The 1530-nt window shown below is 40.1% G+C and carries 3 protein-coding genes; all 3 read left to right on the top strand.

Annotation, left to right across the window (positions count from 1 at the left end; genetic code table 11):
* Positions 1–467: HAD-IA family hydrolase (locus BHE89_RS16930; RefSeq protein WP_128860653.1), on the top strand; the 467-nt coding region annotated here is incomplete at its 5' end.
* Positions 468–534: 67 nt separating this feature from the next.
* Positions 535–972: a D-aminoacyl-tRNA deacylase gene (dtd, locus tag BHE89_RS16925; RefSeq protein WP_069369554.1), complete on the top strand. Its 438-nt coding sequence runs from the start codon at positions 535–537 to the stop codon at positions 970–972.
* A 36-nt stretch (positions 973–1008) separates the two neighbouring features.
* Positions 1009–1530: GNAT family N-acetyltransferase (locus BHE89_RS16920; protein WP_128860652.1), on the top strand; the 522-nt coding region annotated here is incomplete at its 3' end.

Below are 1530 nucleotides of genomic sequence, written 5' to 3'. Positions count from 1 at the left end.
ATATTACAGATATCGAATTTGCTGAAGAAATTAACTCAGAACTAGGGATGAACTTAAGTTTTGAGCAATTTGCTGAAGGGTGGCAGGCTATTTTTATCGCAGTACGACCTGAAGTCATTGATATAATGAATAAATTAAGAGAGCAAGGGCATCGGGTTGTGGTGTTATCAAATACGAATCGCTTGCATCATGATTACTGGCCTGAACATTATCCAGAAATCGCGGCTTCTGCTGATTTTCTTTACCTATCTCAAGATCTTGGCATGAGAAAACCTGATCCTGAACTCTTTAAGTATGTTTTAGAATCTGAAGATGTTGAAGCACAAGATGCGGTTTTCTTTGATGATGTAAAAGCCAATGTTGATGCGGCAATTGCTGTGGGTATCAAAGGTGTACATGTCATTGATAAACAATCCGTCATTGACTACTTCAAAGATTATGATTTTTCTCTCCCAGTAGAAGAATAATGCTATTGTAAGGATGACAATGGATTGAATTTGTTATCCTTTTTTATTGATTTATTTTGGAGAGAGTATGATCGCGTTAATTCAACGAGTGACACAGGCAAAAGTGGATATTGCAGGTGAAACAGTCGGTGCTATTAATCAAGGCTTAGTCGTTTTATTAGGTGTAGAGAAAGACGACAACGAACAGAAAGCCAAAAGATTATGTGAAAAAGTATGCGGTTATCGCGTATTTAGCGATGAAAATGGCAAGATGAATCTAAATGTGCAACAAGCTGGTGGTCGTCTATTAGTGGTATCCCAATTTACACTTGCTGCGGAAACACAAAAAGGTATGCGTCCAGGATTTTCGAACGGTGCGCCTCCAGAATTAGCGAAAAATCTCTATCACTACTTTATTGAACAATGTCAGCAACAAGGGTTAGAAACGCAAACAGGTCAGTTTGCTGCGGATATGCAAATCACCCTGACTAATGACGGCCCCGTCACCTTTTGGTTACAGGTATAATGTTAAACGTATAGTGATGTTAAAAGGAGCTCAGATATGTACCATTTACGAACCCCAAAAACAGAGGCAGAATTTGATGCCTATTATGCTTTTCGTTGGGAAATGCTTCGTAAACCGCTACATCAACCTGAAGGCTCTGAAAAAGACGGTTATGATACCTTTGCACATCATCAAATGGTTGTCGATGAAACAGGACAACCCGTCGCAATTGGCCGACTTTATATTAATGCCGATAACGAAGGCGCTATCCGCTTTATGGCAGTGCGCACAGATGCACAAGGTAAAGGTTTAGGTACTCTTGTTGCCATGGCGCTAGAGTCATTGGCTCGCCAAGAAGGGATAAAACGGATCGTGTGTAGTGCCCGAGAAGAGTCTGTCAGCTTTTTTGAAAAATTGGGTTATGAGAATTGCGGTCTTGTTACAGGGCCACAAACAACCCCCATTAAGCACTTTTTTATGAAAAAAAGTATTGAGTCTCTGGATGATATTCTTCATCGACCAGATTGGTGTGCTGAATTACAAAAACAGTGGCACCAACATATTCCTTTAAGTGAGAAA

Source organism: Shigella sp. FC1967, from assembly GCF_001743005.1.
GTDB lineage: Bacteria > Pseudomonadota > Gammaproteobacteria > Enterobacterales > Enterobacteriaceae > Proteus.
Note: the sequence above shows the minus strand (reverse complement) of the source record. Positions and strands in the feature narration are given on the sequence as shown.

Excerpts from the sequence above, each read along its gene's own strand:
- dtd (WP_069369554.1), top strand. The coding sequence starts at position 535 with ATGATCGCGTTAATTCAACGAGTGACACAGGCAAAAGTGGATATTGCA.